This window comes from Roseospirillum parvum (assembly GCF_900100455.1).
In the GTDB taxonomy this organism is placed as follows: domain Bacteria; phylum Pseudomonadota; class Alphaproteobacteria; order Rhodospirillales; family Rhodospirillaceae; genus Roseospirillum; species Roseospirillum parvum.
Map to the genome: position 1 here is coordinate 182,679 of NZ_FNCV01000002.1, position 19,281 is coordinate 201,959.

The window sequence follows — 19,281 nt, forward strand, 5'->3', positions numbered from 1 at the left end:
CCATGGCCGCCGCCCTCCCGATCAGCGACCACCGCCCCCTCGGCTGGTGGGGCATCGCCCGCCTGGGGCTGATCCAGACCGCGCTGGCCGCCATCGTGGTGCTCGCCACCTCGACCTTCAACCGGGTGATGGTGGTCGAGCTGGCCCTGCCGGCCATGCTGCCCGGCGCCCTGGTCGCCTTCCACCACGCCCTGCAGTTTTTGCGCCCGCGCTGGGGCTGGGGCTCGGATGTGGGCGGCAAGCGCGCCGTGTGGATCGTCGGCGGGGTGACCATCCTGGGAGCCGGGGGCATTCTCGCCGCCGCCTCGGTGGCGTGGATGGAAACCTCGTACGCCGCCGGGCTGGCCGGGGCCATCGCCGGCTATTTCCTGATCGGCATCGGAGTCGGCGCCGGCGGCACCTCGCTGCTCGCCCTGCTCGCCTCGCGGGTCGCCCCGGCGCGCCGCGCCGGCGCCGCGACCATGGTCTGGATGATGATGATCGCCGGCTTCGCGGTCACCGCCGGGGTGGTCGGACAGGTGCTCGATCCCTACTCGCCCGAGCGGCTGGTCATGGTCACCGCGGTGGTCGCCGCCGTCGCGGTGGTGGTCAGCCTGCTCGCCGTGTGGGGCCTGGACAAGCCGGCCCGCCCCACCCACGCCGACAGCGCCGCCGACCCGGCGGGCCCGGAAAGCACCCCCAAGCCCAGCTTCAAGACCGCCCTGCTGGGCGTCTGGGAGGACGCCGAGAGCCGCCGCATGGCGCTGTTCATCTTCGTCTCCATGCTTGCCTACAGCGCCCAGGACCTGATCCTCGAGCCGTTCGCCGGCACCGTCTTCCACTACACCCCGGGCGAGAGCACCTCGCTGGCCTCGTTCCAGCACGGGGGGGTGTTCGTCGGCATGTTGCTGGTCGGCCTGCTGGGCAGCCTGTTCAAGGGCCGCCTGTTGGGCTCGCTCAGGCTGTGGACGGTGTTCGGCTGTCTGGCCTCGGCGGTTGCCCTGTCCGGGCTGGTCATGGCCGCCCTGGTCGGCCCCGAGTGGCCGCTGAAGGGCGCCGTGCTGACCATGGGCATCACCACCGGGGCCTACGCGGTGGCCGCCGTCGGCTCGATGATGGGCCTGGCCGGGCGCGGCGAGGCCGGCCACGAAGGCATCCGCATGGGTGTCTGGGGGGCCGCCCAGGCCATCGGCATGGGCCTTGGCAGCTTCGGCGGCACGGTCGCCGTGGACGCCGTGCGCGCCCTGGGCGGCGCGCCCCATCTGGCCTACGCCAGCGTCTTTGCCGCCGAGGCCCTGCTGTTCCTGGCCTCGGCCCTGATGGCGGCGCGCATCGCCGACGCCTCGAAAACCACGCCGGCCGATCTGACCACCCCGCTGGGCCCCGATCTGGCGCCCGAAACCCAATCCTGACCACCAGCCACGGGACCCTGACCGACCCATGACCTCCTCCGACACCTTCGATGCCGTCGTCGTCGGCGGCGGCCCGGCCGGCGCCACCGCCGCCACCGATCTGGCCCGGGCCGGCCACAAGGTCCTGCTGCTCGACAAGGCGGGCCGCATCAAGCCCTGTGGCGGCGCCATCCCGCCGCGCGCCCTGCGCGATTTCGACCTGCCGGAAAGCGTGCTCTGCGCGCGGGTTACCTCGGCCCGCATGATCTCGCCGGCCGGCGCCCGGGTCGACATGCCGATCGAGGGTGGCTTCGTCGGCATGGTCGACCGCGAGCACTTCGACGAGTGGCTGCGCGTGCGCGCCGCCGAGGCCGGCGCCGAACGCGCCGCCGGCACCTTCACCCGCCTCGACCGCGATGACGACGGCACCGCCGTGGTCTGCTGGCAGAGCAAGCAGGACCTGGACGACAAGGGCCGCGAGGCGCCGGAACAGCGCACCCGGGCCCGCTTCGTCATCGGCGCCGACGGGGCCCGCTCGCAGGTCGGCAAGCAGGCCGTGCCGGGGGCCGACAACGTGCCCTGCGTCTACGCCTACCACGAGATCATCGAGGCCCCGGCCGCCGGCACCGACCTCGGCCCCAACGGCCCCTGGGACCCCAACCGCTGCGACGTCATCTATGACGGCCGCATCTCGCCCGACTTCTACGGCTGGGTCTTCCCCCACGGCAAGAACGCCAGCGTCGGCATGGGGACCTTCGTCAAGGGCACCTCGCTGCGCGACGCCACCGCCCGCCTGCGCCAGGACTGCGGCCTGACCGAGGCCAAGACCCTGCGCACCGAAGGCGCGCCGATCCCCCTCAAGCCCCTGAAGGTGTGGGACAACGGCCGCGACGTGGTGCTGGCCGGCGACGCCGCCGGGGTGGTCGCCCCGGCCTCCGGCGAGGGCATCTACTATGCCCTCTATGGCGGCCGGCTGGCCGGCGAGGCGGTCGCCGAGGCCCTGAAGACCGGCGACGCCGGCGCCCTGGCCCTGGCCCGCAAGCGCTTCATGAAAGCGCATGGGCGGGTCTTCTGGATCCTCGGCATCATGCAGAGCTTCTGGTACAAGTCCGACCCCCGGCGCGAGCGCTTCGTCAGCATGTGCCGCGACAAGGACGTCCAGAACCTGACCTGGCAGGCCTACATGAACAAGGAACTGGTGCGCGCCAACCCGCTGGCCCACGTGCGCATCTTCCTGAAGGACACCGCCCACCTGCTGGGTCTGGTCAAACCCTGACCCCGCCGCCCGTGGAATTGCCCTTCACCCTGGCCACCCTGCTCGACCTGATCCTGCTTGGCATGGTCCTGGAAGGCGCGGCGCTGATCGTCTGGCGGCGGCGCACCGGCAAGGGCCCACGGGTCGGCGCGACCGTGCGCGTGCTGCTGGCCGGCGGGCTGGTGCTCATCGCCTGGCGGGCCCACCTGGCCGGCGCCCCGCTCCCCGGGGTCGCCCTGATCCTCGGCCTGGGCGGGCTGGCCCACCTGCTCGACATCAAGGGGCGCTGGGAGTAGCCCTCTTGCCACGGCCCGGCCGGGCCCCGATCATGGGCCACCATCCCCAGCCGGAGCCCGCCCCATGACCCTGCCCGCCGCCCTGGCCAAGAACCTGCGCCTGCCGGTGATCGCCGCGCCGATGTTCCTGGCCTCCGACCCGGGACTGGTCACCGCCTGCCGCAAGGCCGGGGTGATCGGCACCTTCCCGGCCCTCAACCAGCGCTCCTCGGCGGGCCTGGATGCCTGGCTCAAGGAGATCGACGCCGCCGCCGGGCCCGGCGACGCCGCCTACGGCGTCAACCTGATCGTCCACAAGAGCAACCCGCGTCTGGAAGAAGACCTGGAAATCTGCGCCGCCCACAAGGTGCCGCTGATCATCACCTCGCTCGGCGCCGCCCACAAGGTGACCGACCGGGTGCACGACTGGGGCGGCATCGTGCTGCACGACGTGATCAACCGCCGCCACGCCGAAAAAGCCCTGGAAGCCGGGGTCGACGGCCTGATCCTGGTCGGCGCCGGAGCCGGCGGGCACGGCGGGTTCCTCAACCCCTTCGCCCTGATGGCCGAGATCCGCCCGCTGTTCGACGGCCCGCTGATCCTCGCCGGGGCCATCTCCACCGGAGCCCAGATCGCCGCCGCCCGGGTGCTCGGCGCCGACGCCGCCTACCTCGGCACCCGCTTCCTGGCGACCGCCGAATGCGCCATCCGCGACGATTACAAACAGGCCATCCTCACGGCCCGGGCGGCCGACATCGTGACCACCGCCGCGGTCAGCGGCATCCCCGGCAACTTCCTGAAACCCAGCCTGGACGCCGCCGGCATCGACCCGCGCGCCGAAACCAAAAACCTCGACATGACCGAAGAGGTGAAAGCCTGGCGCGACATCTGGTCGGCCGGCCACGGCGTCGGCAGCATCACCGATTGCCCCCCCGTGGCCGAACTGATCCAACGCCTCGCCACGGAATACCAAAACGCCCTGAACGCCGTCGGCTGAGGCGTCGGCTTCGCCGCAAAGGGGCGCCGCCCCTTTGAACCCCGCTGGGGAGGCCGGGGGCCTCCCCAGACCCCACCCTGAATCAAAACCCCACCCAGGGGGGCTTGCCCCCCCTGGGTGGGGTTTTAAGTCACGGCGGGGGTCCGGGGGGGCCCCTGGTCCCCCCGGCGGGGGTTCCAAGGGGGCAGCGCCCCCTTGGCGGTGAGGCCCACGCCCCGGCCGATGGCGTTCAGAGGCCCAGGACGTCGAACATGGAGTAGTGGCCTGGGTCTTTGTTTTTCAGCCACATGGCGGCGAGCACGGCGCCGCGGGCGAAGAGGGTTCGGTCGCTGGCTTTGTGGGTCAACTCCAGGCGTTCGCCGTTGCTGGCGAAGATCACCGTGTGGTCGCCGATGACGTCGCCGCCGCGCAGGGTGGCGAAGCCGATTTCGCCGTCCGGGCGGGGGCCGGTGTGGCCATCACGGGTGGTCCGGGCCACCTCGTCGAGTTTGACGCCGCGGCCTTCGGCGGCGGCCTGGCCCAGGCCGAGGGCGGTGCCGGAGGGGGCATCGACCTTGTGGCGGTGGTGCATTTCCAGCACCTCGATGTCGTATTCGGGGCCCATCAGGGCGGCCACCTGGCGGGTCAGGGCGGTCAGCACGGTGACCCCGACGCTCATGTTGGGGGCCTGGACCAGGGCGATCTTCTCGGCCGCCTGGGCCAGAAGCTCGTGGTCTTCGCCCGACAGGCCGGTGGTGCCGATGACCAGGGCGGTGCCGGTTTCCATGGCCAGGGCGAGGTGGCTGCGGGTCGCCGCCGGGGTGGTGAAGTCGATCACCACCTGGGCCTTTTCGAACAGGGCGCCGGGGTTGTTGGTGATTTCGGCGCCCAGGGTGTCGCGGCCGATGAGGGTGCCCATGTCCTTGCCGAGCAGGCCGCCGTGCGGGCGTTCGGTGCCGCCGACCAGTTGCGCTCCTTCGGTGGCCACCACCTGGGTGACCAGGGCGCGGCCCATGCGGCCGGCGCATCCGACGATGCCGATTTTCATGCTTGGCGCCTCCCAGCCTTGATCGAACGCCCCGTCCTCGACCGGCGCGGGCGGCGTTCGGCCGCCCGGGCGGGGGCACGGAACGCGATCAACGGGAGGAGGTGGCGCACCCGACAGGATTCGAACCTGTGACCTCCGCCTTCGGAGGGCGGCACTCTATCCAGCTGAGCTACGGGTGCCCATCGGGGCGGGACGGCGGGGCCGTCCGTGAACGGGCTGTATAGCCCATCGCCCCGGGGGCTGCCAAGGGGGAATGCCGGTGCGGAAAGCCGGGGAAGAAAAGGCGGCCTCCGTCAGGTGGCGAGCCCGATGTGGCTGTGGCCGAAGACGGGAACGGCGAAGCTGGCCTGGGGGTCGGGGGCAAGGTCGGGCCGGGTCAGGGCCAGCACGTCGCCCTGGTGGCCGGCGATCAGCCAGTGGGTGCCGCCGGGCCCCAGGGTCAGGCCGCAGGGGTAGGGCAGGCCGAGGCCGGCGGTATCGATGATGCGCCGGATGCCGCCATCCTCGCCACTCTCGATCAGCGTGTGGGAGCTGGGATAGGTGGTCAGGAAGACGCGCTGCACCGGGTCGTGGACGATGGACAGGCCCTGGCGCTGGGCGGTCGGCGGTTGGGCCAGCATTTCCCTGCCCTGGGCGGCGCCGGCGGGGCGGTGCAAAAGGCCGGCCGGCAGATAGGCCAGGTCGTCGCCGATGGTGGCGTCGCGCCGGGTCAGGCCGGGCATGGCCTGGCGGGCCGGCGGGCTGTCGGCGGCGCCCAGCCGCACCTGGACGCAGGCGGTGGTGCCGTCCGGGGCCATGGCGAGGTGGCGCAGCTCGGCGTCCGGCCGGCCGGGCAGCTTGTCGAGCAGGCGGCCGGAAGCCAGCTCGATCAGGCACAGGCTGGGCTCGACCAGATCGCGGGCCTGAAGGCTGTCCAGGCCGGCGCGTGGGCGGGTCGAGCCGTAGTGGGCCACCGCCACCGTCTTGCCGTCGGGCAGCAGGTGCACATCGTGCGGGCCGATGCCCTGGCTGGAGAAGCTCTCCAGCGGCTTCAGGGTTTCCGCCTCGCGCACGGTGAGGCGCCCGTAATGGAACTGGGCCCGGTTGCCGAAGGTGTCGTAGGGGGCGCGCTCGACGGTCAGCAGCCGTTTGCCGCCGGGCAGGAAGATGGCGTGGCCGCCGCCCACGAAGTCGGCGGCGAAGGGGGCCGACAGGGCCACCATGTCCAGGCTTTGGGCGTCGAAGGCGACGCTGCGCCGGCCGCCCTGGGTGTGGAAGACGGCCAGCCCGGTTTCCGGCGCCGTGGCGATGACGTGTCCCTGGATCGGAAACAGGGCGGCATCGACCTCGCCCGTGGCCAGCGACAGCCGGCTGACCAGCGACAGCGGGCCGTCGTGCCCCTGGGGGATGGCGCGGGCGAGGTGCGGATGCTCAACCACCGGGCGGCCGTCGAAGCGGGCCAGATGCGGGTGGTAGCCGGGGATGAGCAGGGCCGGTCCGGCGACCCGACGCCCCGGGACGGTGGCCCGGCGGGGCACCGGGGCCAGGGTGGCGCAGCCGGTCAAGACGCCGGAAACACTGACCGCCGCGCCCTTGAGCAGGGTGCGGCGGTCGATGCCCGTGGTTGGTTCGTGGTCCACCGGGGCCGGGCTCAGGACCCGGCCGCGCCGTGCACCCGGCGGTACCAGTCGCGGGCCCATTCGGTCAGGGTGACGACCACCGCCTGCTTGCCGGGATCGGCCGCCACCGCGGTGCGGGTCCAATCGTCGGCCGTCCACGGCTTGTCGGCGGGGTACAGCAGGTCGGGATTGAACAGGTACTCCACATAGGCCCGTTGGGTGCTGATGTCCTTGCGGGCAAAGCGGGCGCCGAGCATGGTCACCGGCAGGTAGTCGCCGGTCGTCCGGGCGTAGGCATCCATGTCGGCGACAATCGGGTGCGGGGTGCCGGCGGTGCCCAGGTTGAGGGCGCGGACATGCCAGCAGTCGAGGTCGGGGCCGCGGACGGTCTCGGTCAGGTCGGCGTTGGCCTTGACCTCGGCCACCTGCACGGTGGGGTCATCGGCTTCCGTCAGGCAGCCTTCGAAGCCCGACCAGTAGGTGCTGCCCCGGCCGTGCTTGGCCTGCACCCAGGTGACGATGGCCCGGTCGATGACGCCGTTCGCCCGGCTGACCAGCACCGTGTAATACTGGGTGGCGGCGCGGCTGCCCGGGGTGCGGAAGCTCTCCGACACCGCCAACTCCCACTCACCCGGCGGCAAGGGGAAGGTTTCGCCAAGCAGGGTGTGGCTGCCGGTGAACACCTGCGGCGGCGCGCTGAGGTCGACCGGTGGCGGGGCCATGCCCAGGTCCAGGGTCTGGCAGCCGGCGAGCAGGCCGGCGGCCAGGGCGAGGCTGCCCAGGCGGACAGCACGGGGGAAACGAATCTGCTTCATGGTCATGGTCTCCCCTTAGTGGTGTCCACCGCCGCCGCCGCCGCCGTCTCCGCCGCCGCTGCCGTCACCGCCGCTGCCGCGACCGACGCCGCCCGACACGCCGCCGGGCGGATCGCCATGGCTGGCGGTGCCATCGCCACCGAAGCTTTCCGGTGCCGCGGTGGCGGTCGTGATGCTGGCCTCGCCACGGGCCGTACCGGCCCGGCTGGCCAGCGAACTGAAGGTGGTCGGGGCCAGGGTGACGGACGGCGGCGACAAGGTGGCCAGGGCGGTGTTCAGCGCCCCGACCACCGCCGCCGCCGGGGTTCCGGCCGCGTCGCGCGGTTCGGAGGGAACGCCGGCCACATCGACCACGGTGAACTGCCCGGGCGCCACGTCGACGCTGCGCTGGCTGCTGCCGGTGACGCTGACCGCCCCGGTTTCGACCACCGCCACCGTCTCCTGCTGGGCCGTCACGGCGATCACCAGACCGGTGCCGCGAATGCCGATCGAGGCATTGGGAGTGAGAATCTTGTAGCTTTCCGAGGCCATCGAGCCCGAAGCCCAGCGCATGGCGCCGGAAACCAGGGTCAGCGCCGCCTCGCCGGCATTGCTGGCCGGGTCGTAGACGAAGCTGTCAACCCGCACCTCGGCCCCCGGACCCAGGGTCAACTCGGTGCCGTCTTCCAGCAGGTTCTTGTTGGCGCTGTCGGCGCCGGTGCGCACCAGCGCCTCGAACAGCACCCGCGCCCCTTCCGGCAGCGCGGCGCTGCCGCGCCGGGTGACCTGCTCGACCTGATTGACCGACAGCACGCTGGTCCCCACCTCGGTGCCCGGACTCTGGGCGCTCGCCGGGCCGGCCACCAGCAGGAGGCCCCCCAGCAACGCGACGGCGGGCGCCTGGGTTATCCCGAAAGGCAAGTGTATCACGATCTGCTATCCCCCCATGAAAGCCCCGGTCGAGCCCATGCGCCCGACCGACCCGCCCCCTGACCAGCCCCCCTTTTCGCGGCCAGGGTCCAGATGGCATAGTTTATCGAGGGTTGCCCGCCGGCTCAACCTTTTCGCCTCCGGCCGACCCAACGGGCAGCCCGACCGGCGCGGGCTCAGAGACTCCCGACCGTGCCACCGCCGCTGCCGCCGCCGCCGCTGCCACCGCTGACGCTGTCGCGGGAGGTCGCACCGGCATCGCGGCCCGGGTGGTCGGACTGTCCCGGGGGACTCCCGGCATCACCATCACCGCCGAAACTCCGGCTGGCCGCCGCCGGAGTCGCGGCGGCACGGCTGCGCGCCGCGCTGGCCCGGCTGGCCAGGGTCTCGTAGGTGATCGGCGGCAGGGTGACCCGGGGCGGGGTCAGAGTGGCGAGATCGGTGTTCAGGCCGCCGAGCACCGAGGCCCCCGCCGTGCCGGTCACATCGCGCGGCGCGGAGGGCACCCCTTGCGCATCGACCACGGTGAACTGCCCGGGCCCCACGTCGACGCTGCGCTGGCTGCTGCCGGTGACGGTGATCGCGCCGGTCTCGACCAGGGCCACCGTCTCCTGCCGGGCGGTCACGGCGACCACCAGACCGGTGCCGCGAATGCCGATCGAGGCGGTGGGAGTGAGAATCCGATAGTTTTCCGAGGCCATCGAGCCCGAGGCCCAGCGCATGGCGCCGGAGACCAGGGTCAGCGCCGCCTCACCCGTGCCAGTGGCCGGGTCGTAGACGAAGCTGTCAACCCGCACCTCGGCGCGCGGACCCAGGGTCAGCTCGGTGCCGTCCTCCAGGATGTCCTTGTTGGCGCTGTGCGCCCCGGTGCGCAGCAGCGAGTCGAACCGCACCCGGGCCCCTTCGGGCAGGGGTGCCGCGGTCTGGCCGGCAACCTGCTCGACCTCATTCACCGACAGCACGCTGGTTCCCACCTCGGCGCCGGCGGCCTGGGCCAGCGCCGGCGCGGCGGGGGTGGCGAACGGCCAGACCAGGGCCACGGCTAGAGCAGATCGTGCGAAATGTGAGTCGCGGAGCGCTTCAGATTTCGCACGATCGGCTCTGGATTTTAGGTGTAGAGCCGATTTGAGCGAAAAATCGGGAACCACCAAGTGGTTCCGATTTTTCGCTCTCGGCTCTAGCGGAGCAAATCGTCGCATCGGCGGAGTCCTCCTGGCGAGGGGCCGGGACACGGCGTGAGCGGGGAGCAGCCGCGTCGTTATTAAGAATATGAACTATTATCGTTTCAATTTTCCCGACCCACAATGGCTTTTGCGGGTTTTTGGAATATCCCCGGCGCCCACGGCGCGCCCTTCCGACCACGGAACACCGTGGCAGGGCTGCGTTTCTCTTTGTCGATAGAGGGGTTTGGGGGCGGAACGCCGGCCTCCGGCCCGCCCCGCCGGGCGGCGCCCGGCTCAGCCGTCGCCGATGACCTTGTCGGGGGCGGCGTCGGCAGGGGCGGAGGGGGCGGTCTCCCCCTCATCGGCCGACTCGGCGCCATCCAGATAGGCGTCGATGACCTGATAGAGGGTCTCCGCCGTCTCCGGGTCGCTGACCACCAGATTGGCCCGGCCGCCGTAGATGTTGAGCAGATATCCCCGGGCGGCGCAGACCTCCTCCAGCGCCGCGACGAAGGGCGCGATGACCCGGCCGTGCAGACTCTCGGCGGTCGGGCAGTCGGCCATGCGGGCGACCAGCAGGGCGGACAGATCGTCGGCGCGGGGGCTCTTGCGGCGGGCCATCGGGCTCAGTCCTCGGCCAGCAGGCGGTGCCAGGCTTCGGCGATCTCGCCGACCGCCGTGTCCAGCAGCCGGGCCCCGTGCTCGGGCCGCGACAGCGAGGGGTCGCTGCCCATGCGGCCGTCGGGGAAGCGGCGCCGCACGTCGTGGCGGTCGTGGAAGCTGCCGCGCGGCGCCGGGCCGGAGAAGGTGGCCGGCTTGATGTGTTCGGGCAACAGGTGCTGGGTCAGCGAGACCTCGCTCGGCGTGGCGTGGGAGCCCTCGTTGTCGCCATAAAGCTCGGCCGCCAGCCGCCCCACCGCCGGGCCGAGGAACCAGTTGGCGATGCGCATGCGAAGCCCCGGCGCCTCGGGCCGGGTGGCGCGGCGGGCGGCGTGGACCTCGTAGAAGGCGGCGTTCAGGCTGGGGATGTTGCCGCCATGCCCGTTGACGAACAGAAAGCGGTCGAAGCCATGCTCGGCCAACGCGCCGACCACGTCGCCGATCAGCGCCACCAGGGTCGAGGGCTTGAGGGTGATGGTGCCGGGAAAGGCCATGTGGTGCTCGGCCATGCCGATGGACAGGGTCGGGGCCACCAGCGCCCCGGTCGCCTCGCCGACCCCCCGGGCCACCGCCTCGGCGCACAGGGCGTCGGTGCCGATCAGCCCATTGGGCCCGTGCTGCTCGGTCGAGCCGATGGGCACCACGATGCCGGTGCAGGTGGCGAGATAGGCCTCGACCTCGGGCCAGGTGGCGGTGGCAAGCTGCATGGTGGCCTTCCTCGTTTCTACTCGGCGGGGGGTTCCTGGCCCCGCGCGGCGGCGGCCAGGGCGCGGCTGGCGAACACCCAGACGGCGGCCAGGAGCAGCACCAACAGCGGCTCGATGTCGCCGGCGAAGGGGTACAGGGCCTGCCCCGGGGCGAGCCCGGTCCAGTCGGCGATGCCGGTGCTCATGGGGCGCTCTCCTCGCTCTTCTTGGCCGGGCTCTTCTTGGCCGGCTTGGCGACTTCCGGGCGCGGCAGGTGGGCGCGGCGCACCAGATGGCCGATCAGCCAGCCCGGCACAAGACCCAGCCCCAGCCCCAGCAGCAAGGCCCCGGCGGCGTTGCCGAGCGGGCTGACCAGCGGCACCGGCCCGCCGCCAACGCCCAGCCAGTCGACCGTCGGCAGATCGGCCAGCGGCCGGCCCAGGGCCTCGGCGGCCAGCGGATCGACGGCCGGATAGCCCCACAGCACATAGCCCGCGACAATCGCCGACAGCATCCCGCCAAGGCCATGCACGGCGCCCACCGCCGCCCGGTCGTCGAGGCCCAGGTGGGTGGTCAGGAAGCCATGCAGGCGATGCACCACGGGAACCACCAGCAGGGCAATCAAGAGCGCCTGGACCGGATGGTAGAGGCCCGCCCCGGCGCTCACCCCGACCATTCCGGCGATCCCCCCGCCGGCCAGCCAGAAGGCCGTGCCCCGACCGACCAGATGCCCGGCCAGCACGCCGCCGGCCAGACCGGTGAGCAGGGTGCCAGCCATGTCCCAGGGGGCGGCGGGCAGGCCCAAACGGTCGATGGGGTGGTCGGTGCCGGGCAGCGTGACATGGGTGGCGGCGAGCAGGGCGACCATGCCGACCAGGACCAGCGGCAGGCCGAGCGGGGCCAGCCACGCCATCTCGCCCTCGTTCGGGGCGGCCGGCAGCGGGTCGCGGCGCAGGCCCACGGCCAGCCCCAGGGCGGCCATGCCGGCCACCCCATGCAGGGCGACGGCGCCGCCGCGATCGACAAAACCAAGCGTGGCGACCAGCCAGCCGTCGCTGGCCCAGCCCCAGGCCGCCGCCACCGCCAGACCGACCCCGGCCAGCCACGCCCCGACCTGCAGGAAGGCGGCGGTGCGCAGGCGGCCGATCAGGGCCCCGGCGAGGATGGTCACGGCGCTCAGGGCGGCCGCCGCCTGGACCGGCCAGGGCAGGCCGGCCGGCCCGCCCACGGTCGGCCCCAGGGTGAGGGCGAAGGGCGAGGCCGGGCTTTCCCGATCCAGCGCCAGCGGCCAGCCGCCCAGGCTGTCGAGCAGCCAGCCGCCGAGCAGCAGGGTGCCGATCACCGCCACCGGCAGGGCCAGGGCCAACCGGCCGAGCGTGGCCTTGAGGTCGGCCCGCCGCCCCGCCGCGACCTGGACCAGTCCCAGCCCGACAGGCAGCAGCAGGGCCAGCCCGAACAAGGCCAGCGGGCCGGCGGTGGTGACGCTCATCGGCTGCAACACTCCCCTTGGCGCGTGGTGGGCACGACTGGCCCGCCTGAAAAATGGGTCGCGGGCGATGGCCCGCCTGAAACAAAGGACGGACCCCCGCCCGCCTCAAACCCTGTTGGAACAAGGGGGGAGATAGACCGTTTGCCGGTGCCCTGGAAAGGATAAAGTTGCCGCGCGCGGCCGACCCGGAAGGCCACCCGCCGGCGCGCGCCCTACTGGTTGACGGCGCGCAGGACGACCCGTTCCTCGTCGCCCACGTTGAGGGCGGTGACGGTGTCGCTGTAGGCTTCCCAGGTCTCGATGAACTCGGCCAGGGCCTGCATCAGAACATCCTCGCGGGTCCGCTCGCCGTCGGCGGCGAGGCGGTCGAGGCGTTCAGTCAACTGGGCATCAAGCTCAATGGTCAGGCGGGTGGTGCTCATGTTACATCCCTTGGTGACCGGCGCCGCACGCCCGGGCGAACCCGGACCCGGCGACCCCGCTTCATGAAGGTGCCCGGCCGGCGGTCAGCCCCCCGTCGCCGACCAGAAACCGATCCTTTAGGCGTGGATCGTACATCGCAAGTGGCTCTGATGACCAGTAATTCCGGGCGTTCGGGACCAAAAAAGTCGCCCCGCCGCAAGTCCAGCCCCGCCAAACGGCCGGCCAATTCCGGCAAAAACCCCCCGGCCAAGGCCGCCGCCAAGAAGAGCACCCCCAAAAAGGGCGCCGCCAAAACCGGTAGCCGCCCGTCTCCTCCCGCCGCCCGCCCATCCCGCCCCACCACCCGCCCGTCCCGTCCCACCACCCGCCCGCGCCGCTGGTGGCCGCTGGTCCGCCTGCTGCTGACGGTGGCCATCTGGGGGCTGATCGCCCTGGCCGCGGTGGTCGCCTGGTTCGCCTACGACCTGCCCGACATCGACGACGCCATCCAGGCGGCGCGCCGCCCGGGGATCACCGTCGCCGCCGCCGACGGCCGGCAACTGGCCAGCTTCGGCCCCATCCACGGCGCCGCCGTGCAGGTCTCCGAGCTGCCGGCCTACCTGCCGCGCGCCGTGCTGGCCATCGAGGACCGCCGCTTCTACCACCACCCTGGCCTCGACCCCATCGGTCTGGCCCGCGCCATGGTCGCCAACCTGAAGGCCGGGCGCATCGTCCAGGGCGGCTCGACGCTGACCCAGCAGGTGGCCAAGAACCTCTTCCTGTCGCCCGAGCAGACGCTGCGCCGCAAGGCCCAGGAAGCCCTGCTCGCCCTGTGGCTGGAACAGCGCTTCACCAAGGACCAGATCCTCACCCTGTACCTCAACCGGGTCTACCTGGGCACCGGGACCTACGGCGTCGAGGCCGCGGCGCGGCGCTACTTCGGGGTCTCGGCGCGCCGGGTGTCGCTCTATCAGGCGGCCCTCCTGGCCGGCCTGCTGAAAGCCCCCAGCCGCTACAACCCGGTGGCCCAGCCCGAGCTCGCCAAGGCCCGCACCGAGGTGGTGCTGAAGGCCATGGTCGCCGCCGGCTACATCGACGACGCCACCGCCAGCCAGGCCATGCGGGCCGGCGCCCAGGCCCTCGACCGCGTGCCCCGGGCCCGCCTGGGCCGCCACTTCGCCGACTGGGCGGTGCAGGAAGCGGAAGGCTTCGTCGGCCACCCGGACGCCGACCTGATCGTCGAAACCACCCTCGACCCCGGGCTTCAGGCCGCCGCCGAAACCGCCGTGCGCCAGGTGCTGGACGCCAAGGCCCGCCAGCGCGGCGCCACCCAGGCCGCCGTCGTGGTGCTCGACACCAGCGGCGCCATCCGCGCCATGGTCGGCGGGCGCACCTACGGCACCAGCCAGTTCAACCGCGCCACCCAGGCCCGCCGCCAACCGGGCTCGGCCTTCAAGCCCTTCGTCTATCTGGCCGGCCTGGAAGCCGGACTGACCCCGGACAGCCTGATCGACGACGCCCCGATCAACCTCGGCGGCTGGAAACCGACCAACTTCGACGGCCGCTACCGGGGACCGGTGACCCTGAGCGATGGCCTGACCAATTCGCTCAATACCGTCGCCGTGCGGGTCGGCCAACAGGCCGGCCTGAAGCGCGTCGTCGCGGTGGCCCGGCGCATGGGCATCGGTGGCGACCTCGCCCCCGTCCCCGCCATCACCCTGGGCGCCTTCGAGGTCACCCCGCTCGATCTCGCCGGCGCCTACCTGCCCCTGGCCACCGGCGGCCGGGCCGGCTGGCCGCACGGCATCGACCGCATCCTCGATCCCTCGGGCCACGTCTTCTACCAGCGCCAGCCGGGCGGCGCCGGACGGGTCATCGAGCCCCGCCTCGCCGCCACCATGAGCGCCATGATGGCCCGCGTCATCGAGCAGGGCACCGGCCGACGCGCCGCCCTGCCCGGCGGCCGCCCCGCCGCCGGCAAGACCGGCACCAGCAGCGACTTCCGCGACGCCTGGTTCGCCGGCTTCACCGCCGACTACGTGGCCGTGGTCTGGGTCGGCAACGACGCCGGCAAACCCATGGACAAAGTCACCGGCGGCAGCCTGCCCGCCACCATCTGGCAACAGGTGATGAGCGAAGCCCACCGCGGCCTGCCCAGCCGCCCCCTGCCCCAACCGCCTCGCCCAGCCGCAACCGCCGATACCCCCACCCCGGATCAGCCCGAAAGCGACGACCCCACCCTGCTCGAAAGCCTGTGGAAAGACATCTTCGGGGACTGAGGGCAGGGATGGGGGCGTTGCTCCCGCACACGCCCCGAGCGAAGCCGAAGGCGAAGCGACGACGGCGTGTGCAACATAACGACCACCCCCACTGGGGGACCGGGGCGGTCCCCCAGACCCCCGCCAATTCGTTGGCGCGGAACGCGGGCCTGGGGGTGAACCTCATCGGTTGGAGTGCAGGCCAGCTTCGCTGGCCTGCGTAAACCAAAACCGGGGGCGGGACTGGCCTGGCAGAGGCGCCGATCACGTCCGCGCAGGACGTGTTTCGTTCGTTTCCGCAGGCCGGCGAAGCCGGCCTGCAACCATCCCCCATCCACGCTCAACGCCATCGTGGCGTTTTGCTCCCAAACCACCACTGGGGGACCGAGGCGGTCCCCCAGACCCCCGCCAATTCGTTGGCGCGAAACGCGGGCCTGGGGGTAAGCCTCATCGGTTGGAATGCAGGCCAGCTTCGCTGGCCTGCGTAAACCAAAACCGGGGGCGGGACTGGCCTGGCAGAGGCGCCGATCACGTCCGCGCAGGGCGTGTTTCGTTCGTTTCCGCAGGCCGGCGAAGCCGGCCTGCAACCAACCCTCACCCACGCTCAACGCCACCGTGGCGTTTTGCTCCCCCGAACTGGCGGGGGTCTGGGGGACCGCCTCGGTCCCCCAGTGGGGGTTTGGGGGCAACGCCCCCAACGGCGTCCCGTCAGCCCACCTCGGCGGCCTGGGTCTGTCCGTAGGTGGTGAAGCGGTCCAGCACGCGGCTCATTTCGGCGTCGCTGAGCAGGGGTGGGTCGCCCAGTTGCAGGCAGCGCCAGTACTGTTCGGCCAGTTCTTCCACTTCGATGGTCAGTTTGAGGGCGCTTTTGAGGTCCTTGCCCAGGGCGATCATGCCGTGGTGGGCGAGCAGGCAGGCCTTGCGGCCGTCCAGGGCCTGCAGGGCGGCCTGGCACAGTTCCGGGGTGCCGAAGGTGGCATAGGGGGCGCAGCGGATATCGGTGCCGCCGGCCACCCCGACCATGTAGTGGAAGGCGGGGATGCCGCGCTGGTGGCAGGCCAGGGTGGTGCAGAACGGGGCGTGGGTATGGATCACCGCCCCGACCTCGGGCCGGTTGGCCAGGATGTCGCGATGGAAGCGCCATTCGCTGGAGGGTTTGAGGGGGCCTTCCCAGTTGCCGTCGAGGTCCATGAACGGCAGGTCGCGGGGCGTCAGGTCGCCCGACTGCATGCCCGAGGGGGTGAGCAGCAGGCCCTCGCCGGCCCGCACGCTGAGATTGCCGGCGGTGGTTTTGCGCAGACCCCGGCGGGTCAGTTCGCGGGCCGTGTCGATCAGTTGGTGGCGCGCCACGAGGTCGCGGTCACGCCTCAGGGGCAGGCCGTTCATGCGGCGCCACCCTTGTCCTCTCCGTGGGCCGCCTCGGGATAGAGCGCGGCCAGCCCGGCGCGGCTGGCCTCGGCGACGCCGCGTTCGGTGATCAGACCACTCACCAGCCGGGCCGGGGTGACGTCGAAGGCCGGGTTGGCGGCCGGGCTCATGGCCGGGGTCAGGCGCACGGTGGCGGTGGGGCCCTCGGCCAGGGCGCCGGTGATGTGGGTCACCTCGGCCGGGTCGCGTTCCTCGATGGGGATTTCGGCCACCCCGTCGTCGACCGTCCAGTCGATGGTCGGCCCGGGCAGGGCGACATAAAACGGCACCCCGTTGTCGTGCGCCGCCAGGGCTTTCAGGTAGGTGCCGATCTTGTTGCAGACGTCGCCGCGGGCGGTGGTGCGGTCGGTGCCGACCAGCACCATGTCCACCTGGCCGTGCTGCATCAGGTGGCCGCCGGCGTTGTCGACGATGCAGGTGTGGGGCACCCCGTGCTGGCCCAGCTCGAAGGCGGTCAGGTTGAAGCCCTGGTTGCGCGGCCGCGTCTCGTCGACCCAGACGTGGATCGGGATGCCGGCGTCGAAGGCCTTGTAGATGGGTGCCGTGGCGGTGCCCCAGTCGACGGTGGCCAGCCAGCCGGCGTTGCAGTGGGTGAGGATGTTGACCGGGCCGCCCTTGCGCTGGTGGATGGCGCGGATCAGCTTCAGGCCGTGCTCGCCCAGGCCGGCGCACATGGCCACGTCCTCGTCGGCCACGCGGGCGGCCTCGGCGTAGGCGGCCTCGAGGCGCTCGGCCTCGGGCAGCGGGGCGAGCAGGGCCTTCAGGCGCTCCACCCCCCAGCGCAGGTTGACCGCCGTCGGGCGGGTGGCGAGCAGGGTGGTGGCGGCGGTGTCGAGATGGCGGTCGGAGGTGTCCTCGGCCATCGCCAGGGCCATGCCGTAGGCGGCGGTGGCGCCGATCAGCGGGGCGCCACGGATCAGCATGTCCTTGATGGCGCGGGCCGCCTCGGTCAGGCCGGTCAGGTCGACGATGACCAGATCATGGGGCAGCCGGGTCTGGTCGATGATCTGGACCGTGCGCCCGTCGGCGGCGGTCCAGATGGTGCGGTAGGGGGTGCCGTTGATGTTCATGTGGTGGCGTCCTGATTGGGAAGGCGGTCGGCAAGGGCCATCACGCCAGCAACAAATGTCTGGAAGCTCGGTGAGCGATTGTGGCCCGGGAGCAAGGAAAGGTGTGCACCAACATCGCGGGCCACGTCACCCTTTGGCATATGCAGGTTCTTGTAGTAGCCGGCGCGTTGAAGTATCCGGTGCAAGGCCTCGGCGGCGCCCTGGACCGCGTCCGGGTCACGGATTTTCCGGGTCCGCGTGACTCCGGGCCTGAGGCGGGGATAGGCCGCGATCAGGGCGGCCTCGTCGCCCAGGAACCAGGCCTCCAGTTCCTCGACCGCGATCCGGTTCACGACCACGAAATCACCCGTCGGGTCCGGGGCTGACTTGGTGCTCAGGCCCGCCGTCCGGGCCATCTCTTCCAACCTGTGCTTCAGGCCCCGGCAGTCGTCCTTGTCCCGATCGATCAAGACCACGATCCACAGGGACTCATGACGCAGGCGTTCGCGGTAGCCTCGCAAGCGGTCGGGGAGTTGCTTGAGAAGATCCGGCTTGCCCTGGAAAGTGAGGCAGCGGACGTCGACGTGGGAGGGCAGAAGGCGGGGCAGGAACTGATCAAGGGCCGCCTTGGCGGACGGTTCCTCAAGAAGGACGTCGATACTGACCGGCATCACACACCGCCCCTGCCGGGGTCTCCCAACCCGAAGTAGCCCTCCATCCACAGGGCACCCAGTTGCCCGCCGGCCTCCATCATCTCTGGAATTCCCTGAACGGCGGCGGCTCGGGTGGCCTTGGCATAGCCGTCCCGGCCGCGCCACAAGATCCAAGCCTGCTGGGGTTTCAGGGCATTGACAAACTGCGGCGAGTGGGTGGTGACCATCAGTTGGCTGTGGGCGCTGGCGGTCTGGCACTCCTCGGCCAGCTCGTACAGCAGCATCGGGTGCAAGAAGTTCTCCGGCTCCTCGATGCCGATCAGCGGAAACGGCTGAGGATCGTTCATCAGGACCAGATAGGAGAGCAATTTCAGTGTGCCATCCGAGGCAAAGCGGGCAAGGACCGGCTCCCGAAAGGGCGCATCCTTGATCTGTAACAGGAGCCGCCCATCAGCCAACGGCTGGGCCGTCACCTTTTCGAGTCGCGGCACCCGGCGGGTCAGCCGGCTCAGCACGGCCTCAAGTGTTTCGGGATGGCGTTCGTGAAGGTACTGGATAACGTTGGCTAGGTTGTCGCCAGAGCGGGACAGGTGTTCGTGCGGGCCGGCCTCCGGTGTGCCCCGGGTGTCGGTCGCCGAGAGGTAGGAAAGATGCCAGCCGGTGATGAACTCCCTGAGCGCCTTCACCCGAGGGTGACGCTCAAACTGACCCAAGGTGTTGACGGCCAGCATGTCCGGGGCGGCAAGGGCTTCGTTCTCCCGCTCGGCGTCTGGGTCTGGCTGATCAGCCTTGATGGCGAAGCCGTCGCCTGAACCATAATTGAGAAAATCGAAGGGACGACCTCCCCTGCCTCGAGTCCAGGAAAGACGCTCCTTGGCAACAATGGGCTGCCCCCCCCTTTCATCAAGGGTCAGCCGATAGGTGATCAGCGGAACGTTGGGAATCTTGAACTTGAGCTCAATCTCAATGGGACCGTCGGCGCCACGGCTGCGCAACTCCTTGAACCGGCCCCGGCGATCCCAGGCCCGGCGCAGCCCGTCGTTGAAGCACTCGGAAAGAAAGGCAAACACATCAAAAACGGTGGACTTGCCACTGCCGTTGGGGCCAACGAACACGGTCAGCGGGGTCAGGTTCTTCAACTCCACGTCCTTCAGGGCTCGGTAGTTGCGAACCCTTAGGTAGGTGATGCGGGGAACCGCTCTGGTGCCGCCAGACCCGGGCATGGCTATTCTCCGTGGCAGTCGCGC

Annotated in this window: 19 protein-coding genes and 1 tRNA gene; 5 read left to right on the forward strand and 15 right to left on the reverse strand. The window is 71.3% G+C overall.

The features are described from left to right. Positions 1 to 2 precede the first annotated feature (2 nt). The 4 genes from BLR95_RS03825 to BLR95_RS03840 all read left to right on the forward strand — a co-directional run bounded on the left by BLR95_RS03825 (position 3) and on the right by BLR95_RS03840 (position 3,897). Positions 3 to 1,391 (forward strand): BCD family MFS transporter, encoded by a 1,389-nt coding sequence (locus BLR95_RS03825; protein WP_092615683.1) that lies wholly within the window; start codon positions 3 to 5, stop codon positions 1,389 to 1,391. A 28-nt stretch (positions 1,392 to 1,419) separates the two neighbouring features. Beyond that, the gene (locus BLR95_RS03830) at positions 1,420 to 2,646 is read left to right on the forward strand and encodes a geranylgeranyl diphosphate reductase (protein WP_092615686.1); all 1,227 of its coding nucleotides are present in this window, start codon (positions 1,420 to 1,422) and stop codon (positions 2,644 to 2,646) included. Positions 2,647 to 2,657: 11 nt separating this feature from the next. Then, positions 2,658 to 2,921: a hypothetical protein gene (locus BLR95_RS03835; protein WP_143130925.1), complete on the forward strand. Its 264-nt coding sequence runs from the start codon at positions 2,658 to 2,660 to the stop codon at positions 2,919 to 2,921. Positions 2,922 to 2,985: 64 nt separating this feature from the next. Then, positions 2,986 to 3,897 carry an NAD(P)H-dependent flavin oxidoreductase gene (locus tag BLR95_RS03840; RefSeq protein ID WP_092615692.1) on the forward strand — a complete coding sequence of 304 codons (912 nt, stop codon included), beginning with the start codon at positions 2,986 to 2,988 and terminating at the stop codon, positions 3,895 to 3,897. A gap of 229 nt (positions 3,898 to 4,126) precedes the next feature. On the opposite strand, the gene dapB is transcribed toward BLR95_RS03840, so the two are convergent. The 11 genes from dapB to BLR95_RS03890 all read right to left on the reverse strand — a co-directional run bounded on the left by dapB (position 4,127) and on the right by BLR95_RS03890 (position 12,666). Beyond that, on the reverse strand, positions 4,127 to 4,924 hold the full coding sequence (gene dapB, locus BLR95_RS03845; RefSeq protein ID WP_092615695.1) for a 4-hydroxy-tetrahydrodipicolinate reductase: 798 nt from the start codon (positions 4,922 to 4,924) through the stop codon (positions 4,127 to 4,129). 102 nt (positions 4,925 to 5,026) lie between these two features. After that, positions 5,027 to 5,103: transfer RNA gene (locus BLR95_RS03850), tRNA-Arg, on the reverse strand. Positions 5,104 to 5,217: 114 nt separating this feature from the next. Next, positions 5,218 to 6,543: a DUF1513 domain-containing protein gene (locus BLR95_RS03855; protein ID WP_143130926.1), complete on the reverse strand. Its 1,326-nt coding sequence runs from the start codon at positions 6,541 to 6,543 to the stop codon at positions 5,218 to 5,220. Positions 6,544 to 6,554: 11 nt separating this feature from the next. Beyond that, positions 6,555 to 7,337, reverse strand: a complete 783-nt coding sequence (locus tag BLR95_RS03860) for a hypothetical protein (protein WP_143130927.1) — start codon at positions 7,335 to 7,337, stop codon at positions 6,555 to 6,557. Between the two features lie 15 nt (positions 7,338 to 7,352). Beyond that, positions 7,353 to 8,246 carry a FecR family protein gene (locus tag BLR95_RS15685; RefSeq protein ID WP_176787595.1) on the reverse strand — a complete coding sequence of 298 codons (894 nt, stop codon included), beginning with the start codon at positions 8,244 to 8,246 and terminating at the stop codon, positions 7,353 to 7,355. Positions 8,247 to 8,422: 176 nt separating this feature from the next. Then, complete coding sequence (locus BLR95_RS03870) at positions 8,423 to 9,286, reverse strand: FecR family protein (RefSeq protein ID WP_176787597.1); 864 nt, start codon at positions 9,284 to 9,286, stop codon at positions 8,423 to 8,425. Between the two features lie 417 nt (positions 9,287 to 9,703). Beyond that, positions 9,704 to 10,030, reverse strand: coding sequence for a hypothetical protein (locus BLR95_RS03875; protein WP_092615710.1), 327 nt, complete (start codon positions 10,028 to 10,030; stop codon positions 9,704 to 9,706). 5 nt (positions 10,031 to 10,035) lie between these two features. Beyond that, on the reverse strand, positions 10,036 to 10,776 hold the full coding sequence (locus tag BLR95_RS03880) for a creatininase family protein (RefSeq protein WP_092615715.1): 741 nt from the start codon (positions 10,774 to 10,776) through the stop codon (positions 10,036 to 10,038). Between the two features lie 17 nt (positions 10,777 to 10,793). Then, the gene (locus tag BLR95_RS15690) at positions 10,794 to 10,961 is read right to left on the reverse strand and encodes a hypothetical protein (RefSeq protein ID WP_176787599.1); all 168 of its coding nucleotides are present in this window, start codon (positions 10,959 to 10,961) and stop codon (positions 10,794 to 10,796) included. Further along, on the reverse strand, positions 10,958 to 12,244 hold the full coding sequence (locus tag BLR95_RS03885; protein ID WP_092615718.1) for an ammonium transporter family protein: 1,287 nt from the start codon (positions 12,242 to 12,244) through the stop codon (positions 10,958 to 10,960). The genes BLR95_RS15690 and BLR95_RS03885 overlap by 4 nt, the downstream gene beginning before the upstream one ends. A 212-nt stretch (positions 12,245 to 12,456) precedes the next feature. Then, positions 12,457 to 12,666, reverse strand: a complete 210-nt coding sequence (locus tag BLR95_RS03890; protein ID WP_092615721.1) for a ribbon-helix-helix protein, CopG family — start codon at positions 12,664 to 12,666, stop codon at positions 12,457 to 12,459. A 150-nt stretch (positions 12,667 to 12,816) separates the two neighbouring features. Here BLR95_RS03890 and BLR95_RS03895 point away from each other — a divergent pair, with 150 nt between their 5' ends. Continuing rightward, a complete protein-coding gene (locus BLR95_RS03895; protein ID WP_092615724.1) occupies positions 12,817 to 14,925 on the forward strand; it encodes a transglycosylase domain-containing protein in 2,109 nt (702 codons plus the stop codon). Positions 14,926 to 15,612: 687 nt separating this feature from the next. On the opposite strand, the gene BLR95_RS03900 is transcribed toward BLR95_RS03895, so the two are convergent. The 4 genes from BLR95_RS03900 to BLR95_RS03915 are packed head-to-tail and all read right to left on the reverse strand — an operon-like array spanning position 15,613 to position 19,257. Beyond that, complete coding sequence (locus tag BLR95_RS03900) at positions 15,613 to 16,290, reverse strand: class II aldolase/adducin family protein (RefSeq protein ID WP_092615727.1); 678 nt, start codon at positions 16,288 to 16,290, stop codon at positions 15,613 to 15,615. Then, entirely contained in the window at positions 16,287 to 17,402 is a 1,116-nt protein-coding gene (gene mtnA, locus BLR95_RS03905) for an S-methyl-5-thioribose-1-phosphate isomerase (RefSeq protein ID WP_092615730.1), read from the reverse strand. The genes BLR95_RS03900 and mtnA overlap by 4 nt, the downstream gene beginning before the upstream one ends. Beyond that, positions 17,399 to 18,052 (reverse strand): DUF4276 family protein, encoded by a 654-nt coding sequence (locus BLR95_RS03910; RefSeq protein ID WP_092615733.1) that lies wholly within the window; start codon positions 18,050 to 18,052, stop codon positions 17,399 to 17,401. Before BLR95_RS03910 ends, mtnA begins: the two co-directional genes overlap by 4 nt. After that, the gene (locus tag BLR95_RS03915) at positions 18,052 to 19,257 is read right to left on the reverse strand and encodes an AAA family ATPase (RefSeq protein WP_092615736.1); all 1,206 of its coding nucleotides are present in this window, start codon (positions 19,255 to 19,257) and stop codon (positions 18,052 to 18,054) included. Before BLR95_RS03915 ends, BLR95_RS03910 begins: the two co-directional genes overlap by 1 nt. Positions 19,258 to 19,281 lie beyond the last annotated feature (24 nt).

Excerpts from the sequence above, each read along its gene's own strand:
- BLR95_RS03825 (WP_092615683.1), top strand. The coding sequence starts at position 3 with ATGGCCGCCGCCCTCCCGATCAGCGACCACCGCCCCCTCGGCTGGTGG.
- BLR95_RS03830 (WP_092615686.1), top strand. The coding sequence starts at position 1,420 with ATGACCTCCTCCGACACCTTCGATGCCGTCGTCGTCGGCGGCGGCCCG.
- BLR95_RS03840 (WP_092615692.1), top strand. The coding sequence starts at position 2,986 with ATGACCCTGCCCGCCGCCCTGGCCAAGAACCTGCGCCTGCCGGTGATC.
- dapB (WP_092615695.1), bottom strand. The coding sequence starts at position 4,924 with ATGAAAATCGGCATCGTCGGATGCGCCGGCCGCATGGGCCGCGCCCTG.
- BLR95_RS03860 (WP_143130927.1), bottom strand. The coding sequence starts at position 7,337 with ATGAAGCAGATTCGTTTCCCCCGTGCTGTCCGCCTGGGCAGCCTCGCC.
- BLR95_RS03875 (WP_092615710.1), bottom strand. The coding sequence starts at position 10,030 with ATGGCCCGCCGCAAGAGCCCCCGCGCCGACGATCTGTCCGCCCTGCTG.
- BLR95_RS03880 (WP_092615715.1), bottom strand. The coding sequence starts at position 10,776 with ATGCAGCTTGCCACCGCCACCTGGCCCGAGGTCGAGGCCTATCTCGCC.
- BLR95_RS15690 (WP_176787599.1), bottom strand. The coding sequence starts at position 10,961 with ATGAGCACCGGCATCGCCGACTGGACCGGGCTCGCCCCGGGGCAGGCC.
- BLR95_RS03885 (WP_092615718.1), bottom strand. The coding sequence starts at position 12,244 with ATGAGCGTCACCACCGCCGGCCCGCTGGCCTTGTTCGGGCTGGCCCTG.
- BLR95_RS03890 (WP_092615721.1), bottom strand. The coding sequence starts at position 12,666 with ATGAGCACCACCCGCCTGACCATTGAGCTTGATGCCCAGTTGACTGAA.
- BLR95_RS03895 (WP_092615724.1), top strand. The coding sequence starts at position 12,817 with ATGACCAGTAATTCCGGGCGTTCGGGACCAAAAAAGTCGCCCCGCCGC.
- BLR95_RS03900 (WP_092615727.1), bottom strand. The coding sequence starts at position 16,290 with ATGAACGGCCTGCCCCTGAGGCGTGACCGCGACCTCGTGGCGCGCCAC.
- mtnA (WP_092615730.1), bottom strand. The coding sequence starts at position 17,402 with ATGAACATCAACGGCACCCCCTACCGCACCATCTGGACCGCCGCCGAC.
- BLR95_RS03910 (WP_092615733.1), bottom strand. The coding sequence starts at position 18,052 with ATGCCGGTCAGTATCGACGTCCTTCTTGAGGAACCGTCCGCCAAGGCG.
- BLR95_RS03915 (WP_092615736.1), bottom strand. The coding sequence starts at position 19,257 with ATGCCCGGGTCTGGCGGCACCAGAGCGGTTCCCCGCATCACCTACCTA.